Annotated in this window: 17 protein-coding genes; 13 read left to right on the top strand and 4 right to left on the bottom strand. The window is 72.9% G+C overall.

Annotation, left to right across the window (positions count from 1 at the left end; all coding sequences use genetic code 11):
• Positions 1 to 145: 145 nt before the first annotated feature.
• From AB0J68_RS07370 to AB0J68_RS07330, 9 genes are all read left to right on the top strand, one after another.
• A complete protein-coding gene (locus AB0J68_RS07370) occupies positions 146 to 1168 on the top strand; it encodes a S66 peptidase family protein (protein WP_363936887.1) in 1023 nt (340 codons plus the stop codon).
• 54 nt (positions 1169 to 1222) lie between these two features.
• The gene (locus AB0J68_RS07365; RefSeq protein ID WP_355066483.1) at positions 1223 to 1984 is read left to right on the top strand and encodes a maleylpyruvate isomerase family mycothiol-dependent enzyme; all 762 of its coding nucleotides are present in this window, start codon (positions 1223 to 1225) and stop codon (positions 1982 to 1984) included.
• Between the two features lie 115 nt (positions 1985 to 2099).
• The gene (locus AB0J68_RS07360) at positions 2100 to 2963 is read left to right on the top strand and encodes a hypothetical protein (protein ID WP_363936884.1); all 864 of its coding nucleotides are present in this window, start codon (positions 2100 to 2102) and stop codon (positions 2961 to 2963) included.
• A gap of 116 nt (positions 2964 to 3079) precedes the next feature.
• A complete protein-coding gene (locus AB0J68_RS07355; protein WP_363936881.1) occupies positions 3080 to 4480 on the top strand; it encodes a cellulase family glycosylhydrolase in 1401 nt (466 codons plus the stop codon).
• Positions 4481 to 4731: 251 nt separating this feature from the next.
• Positions 4732 to 7398, top strand: a complete 2667-nt coding sequence (locus AB0J68_RS07350) for a carboxylate--amine ligase/circularly permuted type 2 ATP-grasp protein (RefSeq protein WP_363936888.1) — start codon at positions 4732 to 4734, stop codon at positions 7396 to 7398.
• Between the two features lie 98 nt (positions 7399 to 7496).
• A complete protein-coding gene (locus AB0J68_RS07345) occupies positions 7497 to 9275 on the top strand; it encodes an N-acetylglutaminylglutamine amidotransferase (protein WP_363936876.1) in 1779 nt (592 codons plus the stop codon).
• Positions 9276 to 11111 (top strand): prolyl oligopeptidase family serine peptidase, encoded by a 1836-nt coding sequence (locus AB0J68_RS07340; protein WP_363936874.1) that lies wholly within the window; start codon positions 9276 to 9278, stop codon positions 11109 to 11111.
• A 17-nt stretch (positions 11112 to 11128) separates the two neighbouring features.
• Positions 11129 to 11671 (top strand): hypothetical protein, encoded by a 543-nt coding sequence (locus AB0J68_RS07335; RefSeq protein WP_354859146.1) that lies wholly within the window; start codon positions 11129 to 11131, stop codon positions 11669 to 11671.
• Positions 11672 to 11742: 71 nt separating this feature from the next.
• Positions 11743 to 12297, top strand: coding sequence for a dihydrofolate reductase family protein (locus AB0J68_RS07330; RefSeq protein ID WP_354859149.1), 555 nt, complete (start codon positions 11743 to 11745; stop codon positions 12295 to 12297).
• Between the two features lie 28 nt (positions 12298 to 12325).
• Here AB0J68_RS07330 and AB0J68_RS07325 read toward each other — a convergent pair whose 3' ends face one another.
• Positions 12326 to 15367, bottom strand: coding sequence for a BTAD domain-containing putative transcriptional regulator (locus AB0J68_RS07325; RefSeq protein WP_363936870.1), 3042 nt, complete (start codon positions 15365 to 15367; stop codon positions 12326 to 12328).
• A 59-nt stretch (positions 15368 to 15426) separates the two neighbouring features.
• Between AB0J68_RS07325 and AB0J68_RS07320 the strand changes: the two genes are divergently transcribed.
• The gene (locus AB0J68_RS07320) at positions 15427 to 16194 is read left to right on the top strand and encodes an alpha/beta hydrolase (RefSeq protein ID WP_355066489.1); all 768 of its coding nucleotides are present in this window, start codon (positions 15427 to 15429) and stop codon (positions 16192 to 16194) included.
• A gap of 129 nt (positions 16195 to 16323) precedes the next feature.
• On the opposite strand, the gene AB0J68_RS07315 is transcribed toward AB0J68_RS07320, so the two are convergent.
• Together AB0J68_RS07315 and AB0J68_RS07310 are read right to left on the bottom strand one after the other, a co-directional pair.
• Entirely contained in the window at positions 16324 to 16512 is a 189-nt protein-coding gene (locus AB0J68_RS07315) for a hypothetical protein (RefSeq protein WP_354859154.1), read from the bottom strand.
• 137 nt (positions 16513 to 16649) lie between these two features.
• Entirely contained in the window at positions 16650 to 17591 is a 942-nt protein-coding gene (locus AB0J68_RS07310; protein ID WP_363936868.1) for a helix-turn-helix domain-containing protein, read from the bottom strand.
• Between the two features lie 53 nt (positions 17592 to 17644).
• Here AB0J68_RS07310 and AB0J68_RS07305 point away from each other — a divergent pair, with 53 nt between their 5' ends.
• Both AB0J68_RS07305 and AB0J68_RS07300 read left to right on the top strand, forming a co-directional pair.
• On the top strand, positions 17645 to 18241 hold the full coding sequence (locus tag AB0J68_RS07305) for a DJ-1/PfpI family protein (protein WP_354859158.1): 597 nt from the start codon (positions 17645 to 17647) through the stop codon (positions 18239 to 18241).
• Positions 18234 to 18470, top strand: a complete 237-nt coding sequence (locus AB0J68_RS07300) for a hypothetical protein (protein WP_354859160.1) — start codon at positions 18234 to 18236, stop codon at positions 18468 to 18470. The genes AB0J68_RS07305 and AB0J68_RS07300 overlap by 8 nt, the downstream gene beginning before the upstream one ends.
• A gap of 15 nt (positions 18471 to 18485) precedes the next feature.
• Here the strand turns inward: AB0J68_RS07300 and AB0J68_RS07295 are convergent, their stop codons facing one another.
• On the bottom strand, positions 18486 to 19127 hold the full coding sequence (locus tag AB0J68_RS07295; RefSeq protein WP_363936866.1) for a GNAT family N-acetyltransferase: 642 nt from the start codon (positions 19125 to 19127) through the stop codon (positions 18486 to 18488).
• Between the two features lie 173 nt (positions 19128 to 19300).
• Between AB0J68_RS07295 and AB0J68_RS07290 the strand changes: the two genes are divergently transcribed.
• Complete coding sequence (locus AB0J68_RS07290; protein ID WP_363936863.1) at positions 19301 to 21154, top strand: adenylyl cyclase; 1854 nt, start codon at positions 19301 to 19303, stop codon at positions 21152 to 21154.
• Positions 21155 to 21198: the final 44 nt, after the last annotated feature.

The raw sequence follows: 21198 nt of genomic DNA, 5'->3' as shown, positions 1-21198 counted from the left end.
CACGCACCTGGCCTCCCGCGTACGCCGGGCGGCCGGACCCCCTCGGGGCCGGCCCGCCCGGGCCGGCCCCCCGCACCCGTACGCAGGGTGGATCTTGATCGGAAATGGTGTGGCGCGCTGGTGCCCGTGTCGGGACACTGCGTCGGTGACCGGTTCCGCATCGCCTCAACTGCTTCGACCGCCTGCGCTGCGGCCCGGCGATCTGGTCGTTGTCGCCGCGCTGTCCGGGCCGCTGCATGCCGCCTACGAGCCCGACCTCGCGCAGGCGGTGGTCGTGCTCCAGCGGATGGGGTTCCGCGTGCGCCGGGCGCCACTGCTCGACGCGGGACGGCAGCGCTGGTGGAGCGCGGCCACGCCAATGGAGATCGCCGGCGAATTCAACGGGCTCCTGCGTGATCCCGAGGTGCGCGCCATCATCGCGCACGACGGCGGTCAGACGGCGTTCGGCTACCTCGACCTGATCGACGTCGAGGCGATCGTCGTCGACCCCAAGCCGATCCTGGGCTACAGCGACATCTCGCTGCTGCACCTGGTGCTGTACGCGCGTACGGGTCTGGTCGGGTTCCACACCGATTTGGCCACGCCCGGGCTCGGCGGCGCGTGGCAGCGTGCGCCCGCGGCGCGCAGGGCAGAGCTGGAGAGGCTCTATTCGACGCTGCTGACCGGCACGGAGCCGCTCGGCGCGCTGCAGGCCAGCCCGTCCTGGGAGTGCTGGCGTCCCGGTCGTGCCGAAGGTCGGCTCATCGGCGGGGTGATCAATCGCATCGCGCTGGTGCAGGCGACGCGGTACGCGCTGCCGCTCGACTGGTTCGACGGCGCGGTGCTGTTCTGGGAGGAGATGGGCGGCCAGGCGTCGTACGTGTGGAGCTATCTGCACGTGCTGCGGCACGCCGGCATTCTCGACCGGATCGCCGGCATGGTCGTGGGCGTTCCGCACGCGATCGACGGGCTCGACACGCCCGACGCGTCCCCGACCCTGCCCGAGATGGTGCTCGATGTCCTCGGCGACCGTGACATCCCGGTCCTGGGCAACGTCGAGTTCGGACACGCGGGCCCCAACCTGCCGATGCCGGTCGGCGTCCGCGTCGCCCTCGACGCGCGGCAGCGGACGTTGTCGCTGCTGGAACCGGCGGTACGGCCGCACGCGACGACCGGACCGGTCGGCTGAGACCAGCGGGCGCGTAGCGCGAGGCTGTCGGTGCGACGTGCTGAGCTGTCCGGCATGGACTACTCACGATATCTTGACTGCCTTGCGGCCGACTTCGCCCGGCTGCGTGCCGTCGTGCCGACCGATTTCGGCGCTCCGGTGCCCACGTGTCCAGGCTGGAGCGTCGCCGACCTCACCCGTCACGTGGGCGACGTCTACCTCCACAAGACCCTGGCCATTCGTGAGGGCGCCGAGCCGGAGCCGTGGCCCCCGGCGGAGCTGGCATCCGAGGAGCCGCTGGCGCTGCTCGACCGCGCGTACGCCGAGCTGCGGGCCGAGTTCGCCGCCCACGACCCGTTGGACGCGGCGGGCTCGTGGTACGCGCCCGGCCGCTTCGTCGGCTTCTGGATCCGCCGGATGGCACAGGAGACCGTCATCCACCGCATCGATGCCGAGCTGGGCGTCGGGGCGCCGGTCGCGCCCATTCCGGCCGACCTCGCCGTGGACGGCGTCGACGAGCTGCTTCGCGTGTTCCTGGAGTACTCGGTGGCCGAGTGGGCCGACTCCTTCCGCGAGATCCTGGCCGGCTCGCCGGGCTGGACGTTCGTCGTCCGCGCCGACGACACGGCGTGGTCGGTGCGTACCGAACCCGGGGTGTTCACGGTGACCGACGGCGTCGCCGACGCCGCCGACGTGACGGTGACCGGCCCGCCAGCGGCGATGCTGCGTTGGCTGTGGGGCCGGGAGCTTGCCGCCGAGCCGAGTGGCGTCAGCGTCGAGGGGCCGCCGGAGGCGGTGGCTGAGCTGCGGCGCTGCATCGTCGTCGCCACCCAGTGAGGCGGTGCCCGCCGCAGTGGGCGCGGGTGGTGACCATCGGGGCGACCTAGAATCGACGAGTCTCACTGCTTTTGGCGGTGTGGGCTGGGGGCGACCACGAAGGGCGGTGCGCACGATGGGACCGGACGAGCGGCGACGGTTGTTCGAGCAGGCGCGGGAGCGTTCGGCGCGACAGGGCACCTGGGCGGAGGCGGACCGGTTGTGGGTCCGGGTGATCGAGGCGTACCGGGAGGCGGTGCGCGGTCCGGGTGGGGTCCGCGAGGACCAGCAGCAGTTGGCCCGGGCGCTGTGGCGGCACAGCATGCTGCTCTCGGCGCGCGGCAGGGCCGCCGACGGGATGGCGCCCGGCGGGGAGGCGGTGGTCGTCTTCGAGCGGGTGTACGACGCCGTGGCGGCCGAGGGCGGCAACGTGGCGGCGGCGCCCCGGGACGACGCCCTCGCCGAGCTGATCACCGCACTGGTGGACCTGGCCGAGGTCTCGTTCGCCGCCGGTCAGCCCGCCACGCGCAGGGACCTGCTGGAACGGGCCGTGACGGTGGGTCTGACCTCCGCCGGATCTCCGCCGTCCGCCGGGCCCCGCACCCGGGAGGCGATGGGCACGGCCTACCACAACCGGGCGACGGCGCTGCTGCACCGGCACCTCACGCGGCCGTCGTCGGGCGACGGTGCCCAGGAGGCGGCGCTGGCGGCGTCGCGGGCCTGCGAGCTGCGGCAGGGGCTGCTCGACCTGGCGCGTCCGCTGACCTTCTGGGAGATGGCCAACACCTACGGGGTGTACGCCCAGTGCCTGGTGCTGATCGGCGACCTCGACCGGGCGGCCATGGTGCTGGCGATGGGCAACCGGTTCGTGGAGACGCTGGGCCCGGCCGCCGCGGAGCCCGCCCAGAAACTGCGGGTCGCGGCCGAGATGCTGGCCCGGGAGAAGGGTGGGTCGGGGGACGCGACCGGTTCGCGCCGTTGGGGCTGGCGGCGGGGTTGACCTGCCGAGCGGCGGGCATCGCGTCCCGTCTTGCCGGACATCGTCGTTGATCGATACTGTGCGTGAAGGCGCCGCCCCGCCTCAGACCATCACCGTCGAAGAGAAGCGGGTTCCGCATGCGCACACTGAGACTTGTCACGTCGCTGGCCGTCGCCGGCCTGCTCGCCGGCGCGGTGGCGATGATCGCCACGCCGGCCAGCGCGGCAACTGTCGTGTTCTCCGTGACCAACAACTGGGGCAGTGGCTATCAGGGCCAGGTCACGGTCACCAACGACACCTCCGCGCCGATCAGCAGTTGGCGGGTCGAGTTCGACCTGCCGGCCGGGTCGAGCATCAGCCAGTCGTGGAACGCCCAGCAGGCCACCTCGGGCAACCACTACACCTTCAGCAACGTGTCGTGGAATGGCACCCTCGGGGCCGGCGCCTCGACGTCGTTCGGCTTCCTCGTCAACGGCTCCGGCACTCCGGTGAACTGCACCGTCAACGGCAACAGCGTGTCCTGCACCGGCGGCACACCGCCCACGACCCGGCCGCCGACCACTCCGCCCCCCACGACCCCGCCGCCGACCACTCCGCCCCCCACGACCCCGCCGCCCACCACACCGCCGCCGACGACCGGCACACCCGTGCAGCGGTACGGGCAGCTGCGGGTCTGCGGCACCACGATGTGCGACAAGAACGGCGCGCGGGTGCAGCTGCGCGGCGTCAGCAGCATGTGGCTCAACTGGGAGACCGCTCCCTACGCCGAGAACCTGTCCGCGCTGACCTGGATGCGCGACAACTGGAACCTCCAGGTGATCCGCGCGGCGATGGGCGTGGAGCCCGCCGGGGCGTACCTCAGCGATCCGGGCAGGGCGCGGGCGCAGGTGGAGACGATCATCAACAACGCGGTCACCGCCGGGGTGTACGTGATCGTCGACTGGCACGCGCACGAGGCGCAGAACAACCAGTCCCAGGCGGTGGCGTTCTTCGGTGACCTGGCACGTCGCTACGGTCACCTGCCCAACGTGATCTGGGAGACGTGGAACGAGCCGCTGCAGTTCAGCTGGACCGGCGTCATCAAGCCGTACCACCAGGCGGTCGTGTCCGCGATCCGCGCCGCCGACCCGGACAACATCGTCGTGCTCGGGACGCCGACCTGGTCGCAGGACGTGGACGCCGCCGCGGCCAGCCCCGTTGCCGGCACCAACCTCATGTACACGCTGCACTTCTACTCGTGCACCCACGGCGGGTCACTGCGCGCCAAGGGCGACGCGGCGATCCGGGCCGGCCTGGCGCTGTTCGTCACCGAGTGGGGCGCCAGCAACGCCGACGGCGGCCTCGACGGCCGGGCCTGCCTGCCGGAGGCGCAGTCCTGGATCGACTGGATGAAGGCGAACAACATCTCCTGGACCGCCTGGAAGCTCGACGTCGGCACCGACACCACCAACCTGCTCAGCCCCGGCGCGCCGGTGACCGGCGGGTGGAACAACTACCTGCACGGCCACGCGCCGTTCGTGGTCGCCAACATGAGGTGACCCGGCCGCGCGCTTGATCAACTCCAGATCGCCGATGTCGGGGTATCCGGGCCAGTGGGATGCCCCGACATCGCCGATCCCGTGTCGATCACGGGACCAGGTGTCCGAAGAGGATCAGCGGCGCCCCTCGTCGGTGCGCGGCCACGGGGCAGAACGGCGCGTCACCTTAACGCGCCGGAAACGCCCCCGGTACCAAACCTGGGAACGCTCGTCGGACAGTCGAGACCACCGAGACGCGAACCGGGGTGACCATGGTCGACAACACCACGAACGCGGCGACCTTCGACGGGCCGGTGGGCCGGTCCGGCAACGGTCGGGCCGTGCCCACGTCCCGTCCCGCCCCGGCGATGGCGGTGCACGACGACCCGGCCGACCTCGCCACCATCGGCGTGGAGGAGGAGTTCCACGTCGTCGACCTGCACACCCGGGAGCTGGTGCCCCGGGCCGGGGAGCTGCTCGACCGGCTGCCGGCCACGTCGTTCACCGCCGAGCTGCACCGCAGCGTGGTGGAGACCAACACCGCGGTCTGCCGCACCCTGGACGAGATCCGCGCCGAGCTGACCCGACTGCGCCAGTCGGCGGTCCAGGTCGCCGACCGGGCCGGACTGGGCATCGTGGCGGCCGGCACGGTGCCGCTGCGCGCCGACGGCGACCCGAGCGTCACCCCCACCTCGCGCTACCGACGGATGCTCGACGAATACCAGATGCTCGCCCGGGAGCAGTTGATCTGCGGCGCGCAGGTGCACGTCGGGGTCTCAGACCGGGACCTGGCGGTGGCCGTCACCCGGCGGGTGCAGCCGTGGCTGCCGGTGCTGCTCGCCCTGTCCACCAGCTCGCCGTACTGGATGGGTCAGGACAGCGGCTACGCAAGCGTCCGCTCGCTGGTCTGGCAGCGCTGGCCCACGGCCGGTGACCCGGGCGAGGTGACCAGCGCGGCCGACCACGAGGCCCTCGTAGCCGAGCTGATCTCCTCGGAGACCATCACCGACCCCGCGATGATCTACTTCGACGTTCGGCCGTCGGCGCACGTGCCCACCGTGGAGCTGCGCATCACCGACGCCAACGCCGACGTGGAGACCATCGTCCTGCTCACCGGGCTGTTCCGGGCGCTGGTGCGCCGGGAGGTCGCCGCCCTGCGCGCCGGAGTCGAGCGCACCGCCGTCCGGCCGCCGGTCCTGCGCGCCGCCGTGTGGCGGGCCGCCCGCTCCGGGCTGGAAGGCGACCTGCTCGACCTGCCTCGCTCGGCCCGGCCGGTGCCGGCCGCCGAGGCGGTCGGCCGCCTGGTGACCGACCTGCGCCCGCAGTTGGAGGCGACCGGTGACTGGGAGCAGGTCCGCGAGCTGACCCGGTACGCGCTGGAGCGCGGCAGCTCCGCGGCGCGGCAGCGGCGGGCGTACGAGCGGCGGGGCCGGTTGGCCGACGTGGTCGACCTGCTGCTCGACGAGACGCGGGGCCGGGTGCGTACGCCCCTGCCCGGTGTGCCGCCACCGCCCGCGCTGTCCGCGTACGCCGATGCGGGTGACGAGGTCTTCGGCCCGGACGGGCCGGAGCCGACGTTCCGTCCGCTGCTCGCCGCCCTGCGCACCCTCGGCGCCGCTGGCCTGCGCCAACGCGAGCACGACCGGGACGAGGAGCAGCGCGCCCGGGGCGTGACGTTCAGCGTGGCCGGTGAGGCCAGCACCCGGCTCTTCCCGGTCGACCTGGTGCCCCGGGTCGTGCCCGCCGACGACTGGCGGGCGCTGCGGACCGGCCTGGTGCAGCGCGCCCGCGCGCTCGACGCGTTCCTGCGCGACGTGTACGCCGACCGGGCGGTGGTCGCCGACGGGGTCGTCCCGGCCTGGGTGGTGGAGTCCTCGCCGGGGCTGCGCCCGACCGGTGCGCTGATGGGCCGGCGTGGCGCGCGGGCCCAGGTGTCCGGAACCGATCTCGTCCGCGACCCGGCCGGCGGCTGGTACGTGCTGGAGGACAACCTCCGGGTGCCCTCGGGCATCGGCTACGCCGTGCAGAACCGCCGGCTCACCCGGGCGGTGCTGCCCGAGCTGCCGGTGCCCGATGACCTGCTGCCCGCCGACGAGACACCCGCGATGCTGCACCGGGCGCTGCTCGCCGCCGCTCCCGCCGCCGCCGACGACCCCGCCGTGGTGGTGCTCAGCAGCGGTCCGGGCGACCCGGCCTGGTTCGAGCACCGGCTCCTCGCCGACGAGATGGGCGTGCCGCTGACCGAGAGCGGCGACCTGCTGGTGTCCGACGGCCGCGTTCACCTGGTCCGAGAGGGCCGCCGCAGCCAGGTCGACGTGCTCTACCTGCGGATGGACGAGGACGCGGTGCTGCACGCCCCGGGCGCCGACGGCGTGCCGCTGGGCTGGCCGCTGCTGGCCGCGGTGCACGCCGGGCGGCTCACGCTGGCCAACGCGCTGGGCAACGGCGTCGGCGACGACAAGGCGCTGTACGCGTACGTGCCCCGGCTCATCGAGTACTACCTGGGGGAGAAGGCGCTGCTCGGCGACGTGCCGACGTACCTGTGCGGGCTGCCCGAGCAGCGCGCCGAGGTGCTGGGCCGGCTCGACGAGCTGGTGCTCAAGCCGGTCGACGGGTACGGCGGGGACCGCGTGGTGATCGGCCCGCGTGCCGAGGCCGAGGAGCTGGACGCCGTCCGGGAGCAGATCCTCGCCGCGCCGCACCGGTGGATCGCCCAGGAGGTGGTCGCGCTCACCACCCACCCGGTCTTCGACGGTACGGCCCTCGCGCCGCGCCACGTTGACCTGCGGGCGTTCGTGTTCCTCGGCGAGACTGCGGAGGTGGCCCCGGTGGCGCTGACCCGGGTCGCGCCGGCCGGAAGCATGATCGTCAATTCCTCGCGGGGAGGTGGCTCGAAGGACACCTGGCTCCTCGGCGGAGCCGGGGAGTCCCCGGCGTAACTCACGCTTGATGCGGATGTCATCGGGACGCAACCGGGTCCACCAAGCCTGGACCGGTCAGCGGCCCGAGCGGACCGAGCCGATGAGAGGTGTGTGCCATGTGCGGTATCGGAGGCGAGTTCCGCCTCGACGGGGCGCCACCGGATCTGGCGGCGCTGGAGCGGATGCTCCCCGTCCTGTCCTCCCGGGGCCCGGACGGCGAGGGGCGATGGCAGCACGGCCCAGCGGCGCTGGTGCACCGTCGGCTGCGCATCATCGATCTGTCCGACGCCGGCGCCCAGCCGATGGTCGATCCCGAACTGGGCCTCGCCATGGTCTTCAACGGCTGCATCTACAACTACCGGGAGCTGCGCGACGAGCTGACCGCCGCCGGCTACTCCTTCCGGTCCACCTCGGACACGGAGGTGATCCTCAAGGCGTACCACCGGTGGGGGACGGCCTGCGTCGAGCGGTTCTACGGGATGTTCGCGTTCGCCCTGGTCGAGCTGGCCACGAACACCCTGGTGCTGGCGCGCGACCGGCTCGGCATCAAGCCCCTCTACCTGGCCGAGACGCCGGGCCGGATCCGCTTCGCGTCGACCCTGCCGGCGCTGCTCGCCGCCGGTGACGTGGACACCGACCTCGACCCGGTGGCGCTGCACCACTACATGAGCTTCCACTCGGTGGTGCCGCCGCCGCGCACGATCCTCGCCGGGGTCCGCAAGCTGCCGCCGGCCACCGTGCGGGTGATCACCGCGGACGGCCGGAGCACCGACACCACCTACTGGCGGCCGGAGTTCAACCGGGCCGCCGCCCCCGCCATGTCCGCCGACGAGTGGCAGGAACGGCTCATGGCGGCGTTGCGCACCGCCGTACGACGGCGGATGGTCGCCGACGTGCCGGTCGGCGTGCTGCTCTCCGGCGGTCTCGACTCCAGCCTGATCGTCGCCCTGCTGGCCGAGCAGGGCCAGACCGGTCTGGCCACCTTCAGCATCGGCTTCGAGGCGGCGGCGGGGGAGAGCGGCGACGAGTTCCACTACTCCGACCTGATGGCCCGCCACTTCGACACCGATCACCAGCAGATCCGCATCGGCGCGGAGCGGTTCGTCCCCGCCGTGCACCGGGCGATCGCGGCGATGAGCGAGCCGATGGTCAGCCACGACTGCGTCGCCTTCCACCTGCTCTCCGAGGAGGTCTCGCAGCGGATCACTGTGGTGCAGTCCGGGCAGGGCGCCGACGAGATCCTGGCCGGCTACGACTGGTACCCGCCGATGGCCAACGTGGCCCGCGCGGACGCCGTCGAGGCGTACGCCCGGGTGTTCTTCGATCGTCGCCACGACGCGCTCGGCGGGCACCTGGCGCCCGAGTGGATGCTCGACCACGACGCCAGCCTGGAGTTCGTCACCGCGCACTTCGGCGCGCCCGGCGCGGACACCGCGCTGGACGCGGCGCTGCGCCTGGACAGCCTGGTGATGCTGGTCGACGACCCGGTCAAGCGGGTCGACAACATGACGATGGCCTGGGGGCTGGAGGCCCGCGTGCCGTTCCTCGACCACGAGGTGGTCGAGCTGGCCGCCGCCTGCCCACCCGCCATGAAGCTGGCGCAGGGCGGCAAGGGTGTGCTGAAGGCGGCGAGCCGGGGCATCGTCCCGGACGAGGTGATCGACCGGCCGAAGGGCTACTTCCCGGTGCCCGCCATCCGGCACCTCTCCGGCCCACTGCTCGACGACGTTCGGGACGCGCTGACCGCCCGACCGGCGCGCGACCGGGGCCTGTTCCGCAAGGACTACGTGGAGGAGTTGCTGGACGCGCCGAACGCCCGGCGGACCACGCTGGGCTCCAACGCGCTCTGGCAGCTCGGGCTGCTGGAGCTCTGGTTGCAGCGGATCGGGGTTTAGATGAGCGTACGGATCGAGGTGCCGCGCCGGGTCCGACCCGTGCGCCACCGGCCGGCGGTGATCCTGCCCCCCGGCGAGGACTTCGCGCCCGCTCCGTCGCCGGACGGCCGACGGGTGGCGTACCTGTCCGACCGGGCCGGAATCCCGGCCGTCTGGGTCCGCGACGTCGACGCGGCCGAGGCCGTCGCGCTGCCCAGCGGCGACGAACCGGTCCTGGCGGTGAGCTGGTCCCCGGACGGGCAGTGGCTGGCCTGCGTCGTCGCGCCCGGCGGCGCACCCCGCACCGAGCTGTGGGTGCTGCGCCCGGACGGCACGCAGCGCCGCCAGGTCGCAGGGTTCGGCCGCCACAGCGCGGCCCTGGCCGGTTGGCTGCCCGACGGCGCGCTGATGGCGGTCACCGAGACCGCCGAGCGGGGTGCCGCCGTGCTGGTCGACGCCGGCACCGGGCACCGGCGGGTGCTCGCCGAGGGCGACCTGCTCACCCTCCTGGACGTCAGCCCGGACGGCGGGTCCGCCCTGCTGCGTCGCGGTCCGCGTAACGCCCGCTGGCTGGAGTTGCTGGACGTGGCCACCGGCGACCGGGTACGGCTGCTGCCGGACACCGGCCGGGGCAGCACCGACCAGGGCTGCTTCGGCCCCGACGGGACGAGCGTGCTGGCGCGTACCGACGCGTTCTCGGAGCTGGCCGCGCTGGTGCGCGTCGACCTCGCGCGACCGGCGCTGGCCCCGACGCGGCTCGCGGCGCGTCCGGACGCCGAGCTGGAGCACGTCGCGCTCTGCGCCGACCGGCGACGTGCCGCGCTGTTGTGGAACACCTACGGCGGGCGCAGCGAGCTGAGCCTGCTGGACCTCGCCAGCGGCGTGCAGCGGGCCGTCGCCGCCCCGGGTGAGGTGCTCGACGGCGCCGTCTTCGCCGCCGACGGCGACCTGCTCTGCGTCACCGCGCAGGGGCCGGTGCAGCCTCGGGAGGTCTGGCTGGTCGATCCGGTGACCGGCACGCCCCGCCCGCTGCGGCCGGACACCGGCGCCGCGCGTACGGGCGACAGCGGTGTCGCCCCGCAGCTTGTCGACCTGCGCGCCCGCGACGGGTTGCCGCTGTCCGGCTGGCTCTACCGCCCGCCCGGTCCGGGCCCCTGGCCGACCGCGATCAGCCTGCACGGTGGCCCGGAGGCGCAGGAGCGTCCCGGCTACAACCCGCTGTTCCAGGCCCTCGTCGCGCAGGGCGTCGCGGTGTTCGCGCCCAACGTGCGCGGCTCGTCGGGTTTCGGCCGCACCTTCGTCGCCGCGGACAACCTCGCGGGCCGCTACGGGGCCATCGCCGACGTGGCGGCGTGCGCCGACCACCTGCTCGACAGCGGTGTCGCGATCCCGGGCCGGCTCGGCTGCCTGGGCCGCTCCTACGGCGGCTACCTGGTCCTGGCGGTGCTGGTGAACTTCCCGGGGTTGTTCGCCGCGGGTGTGGCCGAGTGCGGCATCTCCGACTTCCGCACGTTCTACGCCGGCACCGAACCGTGGATCGCCGCCGCCGCCGTCAGCAAGTACGGCGACCCGGTGCGCGACGCCGACCTGCTGCGGGACCTGTCGCCGATGACCCACATCGACCAGCTCGACGTGCCGGTGCTGCTCATCCACGGCGCCAACGACACCAACGTGCCGGCCGGCGAGTCGGCCCAGGTGGCGCGGGCCCTCGCCGCGCGGGACGTCCCGCACGGGCACCTCGTGCTCACCGGCGAGGGGCACGACTTCCTGGCCCGCGACAACGCCGAGACGGCGCGTACGGCCACCACCGCCTGGCTCACCCGGCACCTCGCCGCGACGCCGGCCACCCTCGGCTGAGGCGTTATCCTGCGCCGGTGGACGTCACGGAGCAGGGTGAGCGGCTGGCCGCCGACCTGAGCCGATGGCTGACCGACGTGACCTTCGTCGACCTGGACACCGACGAGGTGACCGCGCGGATCATCGACGCGGTGGTGGGGTGGGGTCAGGCGCACCGGTGGCGGGTCTACCGGCGCGCGCCCAGCGTCGTACCGCTGCCGCCGCCGATGCAGCAGCGGCACTCCGTCCTCGACGTGGCGTGCGCCCGACCGGACGGCCCACCGGTGGTGATCGAGGTCGACCACACCGACCGGGCGCGTACGGTGCAGAAGCTGACCGCCGAGGCCGACGCCGGCCGGATCCCGATCTGGGTGCGCTGGGGCGTCGGCCGCTTCACCGCGCCGCCACCGCCGGTGCGGATGGTGACCGTCGAGGTGACCCGCCGCGCCGGGCCGGCCGGGCGCGGACGCCTGCACAGCCGCACCGGCGACCGGCCCGCGCCGGCGCACTCGCCCGGCGGCGGCACGGCGGCCCCGCAGGCGCTGCCGATCCCGCTGACCGACCCGGGTAAGGGCATCTGAAGCGAATCGTAAGCGGAGGCCGGCAGTGTTCCGGGTGTCAGCAGAACACGACAGACACCCAGGAGATTCCGATGCGCAAGCTCATCAACTCGACCTACCTCACCCTCGACGGCGTCATCGAGAACCCGGTGTGGACCGGCCCGTACTTCGACGAGGAGTCCATCGTCGTAGCCGGCGAGCTGACCGACGGGGCGGACGCGATGCTGATGGGTCGGGCCACCTACGACGGCATGTCCGTCGCCTGGCCGCAGCAGGACGAGAGCGACCCGATGACCGGGGCCGCCTACTTCAACAACGTCAAGAAGTACGTCGCCTCGACCACCCTCACCAATCCCACCTGGAACAACACGGAGGTGCTCCAGGGCGACCTGGTCGAGGCGGTCACAGCGCTCAAGGCCCAGGACGGCAAGAACATCATCCAGTACGGCTTCGGCTCGGTCACCGCCCAACTGATCACCGCGGGCCTGGTGGACGAGGTCCGCTTCTGGATCCACCCGGTGCTGCAGGGCACGCCAAGCCTGACGGTGCCGCTGACGGACTTCACGGCCTCGTTCGACCTCGTCGACACCCGGGTGCACAAGAGCGGCGTGATCGTCGCCTCGTACCGGCCGAAGTCGGCGAGCTGAGCGGCTGAGCGGCGAGCTGAGCGGCTGATCAGAGCTGGGCCCGGGCCTCGCCCGGGCTCAGCTTCGCGCCCTCGGCGACCAGCGCGTCGAACCGTTCCCGGCCGAGCACGGCGAGCACCCGCTCGGTCACCCGGTCGGTGTCGTCGCGCTCCGCCGGCGCGGCCGGAACGCCGGCGGCCTGCCGGGCGGCGGCCGCGGCGCCGAGCAGCCGGGCCGCAACCTCGGGCGACCGCACCGCCGACGCCATCCCCTCCAGCGGGCCGAGCACGTCGCGTGCGGTGGCCATCGCCTCGGCGACGTCGAACGCCTCGAGGTGCAGGGCCAGCGCGGCGGCGGGGTCGCCACTCTGCTCGACCGCGTAACCCAACTCCACGAGGACCATCGGCAGGTAGAGCGCCGGCTGGGCCTCGTTGCGCCCCTGCTCGGCGAGGCGGGTGAGGTGGGTGGTGGCCAGGTCGAGCTTGCCGTCGCGGCGGGCGGCGAAGCCGAGGCCGAGCTCGGCAAAGACGATCGCGCTCGGCGAACCCTGTTCCACCGCCAGCTGGTACGCGCGCTCGGCCAGCTCCCGGGCCTGCGCGTAGTCGCGGGTCTGCACCGCGATCCAGGCCAGCCAGGACAGCTTGCCGGCCACGTGCGGCCACAGCCCCAGCTCCTCGGCCCAGCGCAGCCCCTCCCGGTGCAGGGCTGCCGCGCGTTCGTACTCACCGCGAATCTCGGCCAGCCCACCCACCCAGTCGTTCGCCTGGAGGCGGCCCCACCGGTCATCCACCTCGGCGAACAGCGCGGTGCTGCGCGTCGCCGCGCTCTCCAACGCGGCCAGGTCACCGCCGGCGTGCGCGATCATGGCCCGGGAGCTGAGCACTGCGGCCTCGGTCCACGGATCGGTGGCGGCGGTGGGCAGCAGCTCCGACGCCAGCGGCAGGTCACTGCTCCCGAGTACCGCGTTCGCCGCGAACCAGACGGCTCGGGCGTCGGTGACACCGGCCAGGGTGGCGCGCACCTCGGCCGGTGGGATGTGCTCGCCCTGCAACAGCGCGAAACCGATCCGCCAGGCTGCGGCGCGGCTCTCCTGCGTCGGATCGCCGGGCGTCGCGAGGGCTCGCCGCGCCTCGGTGAGCCGGCCCCGCAGGTACCAGTACCAGCTCAGCGCGACGGCCAGCCGCAACCCGCCGCCGTGCACCAGCGCCGCGCGCAGGTTCACCGTCTCCGCGTCGAGCAGCGCCAGCCACCGCTGCTGGTCGGGGCCGCGCAGCTGCGGGTCGGCCTGTTCGGCCAGGTCGGTGTAGTACGCGGCGTGCCGCGCCCGGGTGTCGTCGCCGTCGACCAGGTGGTCCAGGCAGAACGCGGCGACCGACTCGAGCAGCCGGTAACGGGGGCTGGTGCCGGAGTCGTCGAGCACCACCAGCGACCGGTCCACCAGGCGAGCCAGTGTGTCGAGGTCGGTCCGGCAGACGAACTCGGCCGCCTCCGGGGTGCAGCCGTCGCCGAACACCGCGAGCCGGGCCAGCACCGCGCGGTCGGCGTCGTCGAGCAGGTCCCAGCTCCAGCCGATCACCGCGGTCAGCGTCCGCTGTCGCGGCGGCACGTCGCGCTGAGACGTGGTGAGCAGCCGGAACCGGTCGTCGAGCCGGTCCACCACACCCCGCAGACCCAGCGCGCGGACGCGGGTCGCGGCCAGCTCCAGCGCCAGCGGCAGGCCGTCCAGGCGACGGCAGAGCTGGGCGACCGCCGCCGCGGTGTGCTCGTCGAGACGAAAGCCGCGGTGCTGGGCGGCGGCGCGGGCGGCGAACAGCCGGGCCGCCGCCGAGCGCCGGACCGTGTCCGGGTCGCTGTCCGAGGGCAACGACAGCGGGGGTACCTCCCAGAGCAGCTCCCCGGTCAGGCCAAGCGGCTCCCGGCTGGTGGCCAGCACGCGCACCCCGGGCGCGTCGCGCAGCAGCCGGGCCACCAGCGCGGCGACCGGCTCGATGACGTGTTCGCAGTTGTCCAGCACCAGCAGCAGGTGCCGCGACCGCAGCGTTGCGACGAGTCGGTCGGTGGCCGACAGGCTCGTGCCGGCGGCCTCGCGGGCGTCCAGCGCGCCGAGCACCTGCTCGGCGACGCCCGGGTCGCCGGCCGGCAGCGGCGCCAGCTCGACCAGCAGAACGCCGTCCGGAAAGGACTGGCCGCGGGCGGTCTCGGTGGCCAGCCGGGTCTTGCCGACGCCGCCCGGCCCGATCAGCGTGACCAGGCGCTGCGCGGGCAGCAGGGCCCGCAGCCCGGTCAACGCCTCGGCCCGGCCGACCAGCTCGTCGAGCTGGGCCGGCAGGCTGTTGCGGATGATCGCGGCCTTCGGCGGCGCGCTCAGGCCGGCGTCCTGTTCGAGGATCCTGCGGTGCAGGGCGACCAGTTCGGGGCCGGGGTCGAGGCCCAGCTCGTCGGCGAGCCGGTCCCGCAGGTCGGCGTAGCTGTCCAGGGCCTCGGACTGGCGACCGGCCGCGTACAGCGCGCGCAGCTGCACCGCCCGCAGGCCTTCGCGCAGCGGGTGTCGGGCGACCAGTTCGGCCAGGTCGGCCGCGACCAGGTCGTGTTCACCCCGGGCCACCCGGGCTTCGGCGAGCCGCTCGTGCACGGCGAGGCGCTGCTCGGCGAGTCGGGTCGCCTCGGCGCGGACGAACTCGGCGTCGGCCACGTCGGCGTACGCCTCGCCCCGCCACAGCCCGAGGGCCTCGGTCAACCGGTCGACGTCGGTGTGCCGGGCCAGCTCGGCGAATCGGTCGGCGTCGACCGTGCCGGCCCGCAGCAGGTAGCCGGGAGCGCGGGACTCGACCAGGTCGCGGGCGCCCGGCTCGGCGTCGTTGAGCGCCTTGCGCAGCTGCGACACCCGCACCTGGAGGGCACCGGCCGGGTTGGCGGGGGAGTCGTCACCCCACAGGTCGTCGATGAGCCGGTCGGCGGAGACGACCTGGTTGCGGTTGGTCAGCAGGTCCGCCAGGAGGGCGCGCACCTTGGTGCCGGGCACCACCACCGGCTCGCCGGCGTCCGTGGTCACGGCGAGCGGCCCGAGCACCCCGAACTGCACGGCGGACATCTTAGCGCCGGTAAGACGACCTGAAGCAGACCGTAAGCGCGCCGGCGCACCGTGTGGGCATGGAGATCTATCACGAGACACATGGCAGTGACGAGGGCCGGCCGCTGGTGCTCATCCACGGCGCGCTCTCCGGCATCGGCACCTCGTTCGGCACGATCCTGCCGTTCCTGGCGAAGTCGCGGCGGGTGATCGCCGTGGAGTTGCAGGCGCACGGCCACACCCCGGACGTCGACCGTCCGCTGACCGTGGAGCACTTCGCCGCCGACGTGGTCGAGCTGCTCGACCGGTTGGGTGTCGAGCGGGCGGACGTGTTCGGCTGGAGCATGGGCTCGGCGGTGGCGCTGCGCCTGGGCACCGACCACGCCGAGCGGGTCGGGCGGCTCGTCCTCGCCTCGGTGAGCTTCGACGAGGACGGCCTGCACCCCGGGCTGCTCGACGGGATCCAGGACCTGCAACCGGAGCATCTGCACGGCTCGGAGTTCCACGAGGAGTACCTGCGGACCGCGCCGGACCCGGCGGGCTGGGCCACCCTGGTCACCAAGATGAAGGTCCTGGACGCGAACCTGCCGCGGTGGACGCCCGAGCAGATCCGGGCCCTGGCCGCGCCCGCCATGATCGTGCTGGCCGACTCGGACATCGTCCAGCCCGAGCACGCGGTACGGATGTTCCGGCTGCTTGGCGGCGGGGTGCCCGGCGACCTGACCGGTCTGCCGGCCTGCCGGCTGGCCATCCTGCCGGGCACCACCCACACCACGATCCCGCAGCGCGCCGACTGGCTGGCCCCGATGATCGACGAGTTCCTGGCCGAGCCGGTGCCAGCCCGGTGACCCACACTCCCAGCGGCCCCGGGCTGCGGCGTCGATCATGGACTTGTGGTGGCCACCTTAGCCGCCAAAGTCCCTTTTGCGCACCACCACAACTTCATGATCGACGGAGCGGGAGGTGGAGCGGGTGGGTTACTGCTGTTCGGGGGAGCGTCGGAGCCACAGCCAGACGCCACCGAGGCCGCACGCCACGCCGAGAACCACGATCGCCGTTCGTGCCGCCAGCGGGGCGTCGTCCAGGAACGGCGCGGCCTTCGAAGCGGCCAGGCTGAGCAGTGCGACTACCAGCAACAGTCCCGCGATGATCCGATCACGCGTCATGGTTGCTTTGTATAGCAGCAACACGCCCAAGCCCTTCGGTGCGCCCCCCACGCCGATCTTGCACTTTCTGCGGTGATGTAAGGCGCGAAAGCCGCGTGACAGCCGCACAAAGTGCAAGATCGCGGGAGGCTCGGGGTTCAGGGGTTGAAGGCTTGGCGATAGGCGGTGGGGGTGGCGGCGAAGGCCCGGCGGAAGTGGGCGCGCAGATTGGTGGCGGTGCCCAGCCCGGTCCGTCGGGCCACCTCGTCGATGGTGACCGTGCCGTCTTCGAGCAGGCCACACGCCGCACGAAGTCGTTGCTGCGTCAGCCAGGCCTGCGGGCTCATGCCGAAGCGCCGCCGGAAGTTGCGGTGCAGCGTACGGGTCGACTGGTGGCCGCGCCGGGCCAGGTCCCCGACGGTCAGTGGCAGGTGCAGGTGGGCGTTCGCCCATTCGGTGACCACGGTCAGGTCAGCGGCATCGGTGGGTTGGAGGGGAATGAACTGCGCCTGACCGCCGGCCCGGTGCAGGGGAGTGACCATGACGCGGGCGCGCTCGATGGCCGCCGTCTGGCCGTGGTCCCGGCCGACCAGGTAGAGGCACAGGTCGAGGCCGGCGGCCAGCCCGGCGCTGGTTAACACCTGTCCCTCGTCGACGTACAGCGCGTTCGCATCGACGGTGACCGTGGGGTGTTCGCGGGCCAGCGCCTCGGCGTGGACCCAATGGGTGGTGGCCCGCCGGCCGTCGAGCAGCCCGGCCTGGGCGAGCGCGAACGCGCCGGTGCAGATCGACGCGACACGAGCACCCCGTTCGTACGCGGCGACCAGGGCGTCGAGCGCTCGGGCCGGCGCGGCTCCGCGCCTGAAGCCGGGCACGATGACGGTGTCCGCGTTGCGCACGGCTTCAAGACCTGCGCCGACGGTCATGCCGAGTCCCGCCGTCGTGGTCGGCACGGCGCCGCCGTCCGGGGAGCAGACGACGGTCGTGTACCGGCCCTGGCCCTCGTGACCGAAGACGTGCGTCGCGATGGTCAGGTCGAAAGCGACGACCGGCGGTAGGGCGAGTACGGCGACCCGGTGCGTGGCGGATTGCTTGTGCACAGTGGCAAGAATGCCACTCGTCAGGGCCGACGACCGGACGAGATCCTGGCCCGGTGCGAGTAGAGATCGTGGTTTTCGATGGCTTCGACGAACTGGACGTGTTCGGACCCTTCGAGGTGCTGGCGATGGCGGGGTTCACCGTCGAGCTGGTCGCCGTCGAGCGGCCGGGGCCGGTACGCAGCATGCGGGGGGTCCAGCTCAATGTGCCGGTGGTGCTCGGGCAGGCCGACGGTGTCGTCGTACCGGGCGGGGGATGGCTGAATCGGGCCGCTGCGGGGTCCTGGGCGCAGGCGCAGCACGGGGTGCTGCCTGCCCGGCTGGCCGCGCTGGCCCCCTCGACGCGCTGGATGGCGTCGGTGTGCACCGGTAGCCTCCTGCTCGCCGCCGCCGGACTGTTGACCGGCCGGCGCGCGACCACCAACCGCAACGCCTACGAGGAGTTACGGGCGTACGGCGTCACTGTCCTCGATCAGCGGGTGGTCGACGACGGCGACCGCATCACCGCAGGCGCGCTCTCCGCCGGGCTGGACCTGGCCCTGTGGATCACGGAACGCGAGATGGATGCAGCCACTGCGGACCGGGTCGCCGCGACGATCGAGTACCAGCGAGCGGTCGGAACCGTCGGCGGCACAATGGTGGACGGTGACTGACGATGCCCTGGCCGCGCCCGCCATGATTGTGCTGGCCGACTCGGACATCGTCCAGCCCGAGCACGCGGTGCGGATGTTCCGGCTGCTCGGCGGCGGGGTGCCCGGCGACCTGACCGGTCTGCCGGCCTGCCGGCTGGCCATCCTGCCGGGCACCACCCACACCACGATCCCGCAGCGCGCCGACTGGCTGGCCCCGATGATCGACGAGTTCCTGGGCGCGGACCTGTAGGGGCGCCCGGAGAGGCTACTTCTCCAGGAGCAGCGCTTCGGCGCCCACCGGTCGGAAGCCGGCCGCCTGGAAGGCACGCACACTGCGCGCGTTGCCGGCGGCCTGCTGTGCCCAGACCGGCTGCCCGTCGGGCACCAGGTGCCGGGCGGCGGTCGCCAGCGCCCGACCCAGGCCCCGGTGGCGAACGTCCTCGTCGACCTCGATCGCCGCCTCCCAGCGACCCGCCACGCCACGGCCGAGTACGACCACACCGCCCTCGGCCGCCCAGACGCGGACGTCGTCACGACGCCTGCGCGCCCTGGCCTCGCGGGGATGATCGGCGTCGGTCAGCTCGCGCAGCGCCAGCGGGGGCGCACCGGCGAGCGGGGAGGCGACGGTCAGCAGGTCGATGGTGTCCGTCGACCGTCCGGTGCGGTCGAGCAGCGCGCTCAGGAAACGCGGATTCATCGTGGCCGCCAGAGCGTCGCAGTCGAGGGCGGCCAGGGTACGGCGGACCCAGTCGGGGTCCTCGTCGGTGAACACCACGGAGTGGGCGGTGAACGCGATCACCCCGGCGTCCCGACGGCTGTGCTGCGGCACGATGGTGGTCCCGCCGTCCGGCGGCGGGAAGTGCCCGCGTGCCGCCGCGTCCAGGACGTCGGCCAACGTGCTACCCACGATCGTCGCCTCCTTGAGTTGCGAACCACCGTCCATTCTCACCGGCCCGGCCCGAAGTTCGCCGTCCCCGGTCATGGCGTGGGGCCGCCTAAGCGGGTAGAAACACCGGAGAGCGCTCTCACCGCCCCAGCTGCGCCGGGAGTACGACCCGGTCAGCGGAGAGGACGAACCACATGACAACCCCGTCCCGACGTACCCTCCTGCTCGCCCTTCTGGTCACCACCGCCCTCACGACGACCGGCACCGCCGCCACCGCCGGCCGCCCGACCCACGGCACACCCGACTTCGGGCCGAACGTGACGATCTTCGACCCGACCATGCCGGTCAGCGAGATCCAGCAGACCCTCGACGCCGCGCACGCCCGGCAGGTCGACAACGAGATGGGCACCGAGCGGCACGCCTACCTGTTCAAGCCGGGCGCGTACGGCACGGCCGAGCAGCCGTTGCAGGCCAAGGTCGGCTACTACACCGAGGTCGCCGGCCTGGGCGCGTCGCCCACCGACGTCGCCGTCAACGGCAAGCTGGAGGTCTACAACCGTTGCCTGGCCGACGGCGGCACCGGCAACTGCCTCGCGCTGGTCAACTTCTGGCGCACCCTGTCCAACCTCTCGCTCACCGTCAACGCCGCCGGCCAGGACGGCTGCCGGTCGACGGCGAACTTCTGGGCGGTGTCCCAGGCGGTCTCGATGCGCCGGCTGAACATCACCGGCGGCGGGCTGTCCCTGATGGACTACTGCACGGCCGGTCCGCAGTACGCCAGCGGCGGCTTCATCGCCGACTCGCGGCTGCCGGCCACCACCAACGGCTCGCAGCAGCAGTGGCTCACCCGCAACAGCGAGATCGCCGGGTGGTCCAACGCCGTGTGGAACCAGGTCTTCGCGGGCGTCGAAGGCGCACCGGACGACGCCACGTTCCCGGACCCGCCGTACACCACCCTCGACACCACGCCGGTGAGCCGGGAGAAGCCGTACCTGTACGTCGACGGCAAGGGCCACTACAACGTGCGGGTGCCGGCGGCGCAGCGCGACAGCCGGGGCGTCTCGTGGGCGAACGGGATGACCCCCGGGCGGACCATCGGGATCGACGACTTCTTCATCGCCAAGCCGTCCGACCCGGTGCAGGTGATCAACAGTCAGCTCGCGCGTGGCAAGCACCTGCTGCTCACCCCGGGCGTCTACGACATCGCCCGGAGCATCGAGATCCGGCGGGCCAACACGGTGGTGCTCGGCATCGGCCATGCCACCCTCACCGCGGTGAACGGCGCCGTCCCGCTGGACGTCGCAGGAGTGCCCGGCGTGATCGTCGCCGGCGTCACGATCGACGCCGGCACGGTCGAGTCGCCGGTCCTGCTGCGGGTGGGCCGGCAGCACGGCCACGACGCCAGCAGCCCGGCCAACCCGACCACGCTGTCCGACGTGTACTTCCGGGTCGGCGGCCCGCACATCGGCCGGACCAACACGGCGCTGGAGGTCAACAGCGACAACGTGCTCATCGACCACACCTGGGTGTGGCGCGGCGACCACGGGGTCGAGGGCTTCACCGAGGGCGTCAACGGCGACACCGACCGCTGGCGGACCAATACCGGCCGCTACGGCGCCGTCATCAACGGCGACCACGTGACGGCCACCGGCCTGTTCGTCGAGCACTTCCAGCGCTACAACACCGTCTGGAACGGCGAGCACGGCACCACGATCCTCTACCAGAACGAGCTGCCGTACGACCCGCCGACGCAGGCCGACTGGATGAACGGCCCGGTCGAGGGGTTCGCCGGCTACAAGGTCGGCGACCGGGTACGCCACCACGACCTCTACGGCGGCGGGGTGTACGTCTTCAACCAGAACAACCCGTCGATCCACACCGAGAACGGCTTCGAGGTCCCGAACCGGCCGGGCGTGCGACTGCACCACATCATGACCGTCAACCTCAGCGCGGGCACGATCGATCACGTGGTCAACGGCGTCGGCGACGCGGCCGACACGACGAAGATCGGCGTGCCGGTCTACATCGCGCAGTACCCGGCCTCGTAACGCTTCGGGGCGTACCAACGAAAGGGCCGGCGCCGGCGAGCGGC

The organism is Micromonospora sp. NPDC049580 (genome assembly GCF_040675595.1).
GTDB lineage: Bacteria > Actinomycetota > Actinomycetes > Mycobacteriales > Micromonosporaceae > Micromonospora.
This window is presented reverse-complemented; position numbering and strand designations above follow the sequence as displayed.